Annotated in this window: 1 protein-coding gene; it reads right to left on the bottom strand. The window is 31.2% G+C overall.

Going from position 1 to position 298, the window contains the following annotated elements; genetic code table 11:
* Nucleotides 1-298 (bottom strand): transposase (locus tag HMPREF3046_RS05170; RefSeq protein ID WP_141755520.1); only part of this gene is annotated, 298 nt, incomplete at both ends.

The following is a 298-nucleotide window of genomic DNA, read 5'->3' on the forward strand; positions in this document are numbered from 1 at the left end:
TTATCTTTTATAAACATACCGTAGGTTATAAGTGGTATTCGATTAAAATCATCTATAATTGCCATATAATTGGGTTCGCTACCATAACCTGCATCAGCTACAATATATTCAGGTAAATGACCGTAGGTCTCTTGAATTGAATTTAAAAATGGTATCATCGTTCTTGTATCAGTCGGATTTTGATACACATTATAAGATAAAACGAATTGAGAATTTGTCGCTATTTGTAAATTATAACCTGGCTTGAGTTGTCCATTTTTCATATGATCTTCTTTCATTCTCATAAATGTGGCATCAT

Origin of the sequence: Staphylococcus sp. HMSC070D05 (assembly GCF_001815595.1) — a bacterium.
Lineage (GTDB): Bacteria > Bacillota > Bacilli > Staphylococcales > Staphylococcaceae > Staphylococcus > Staphylococcus hominis.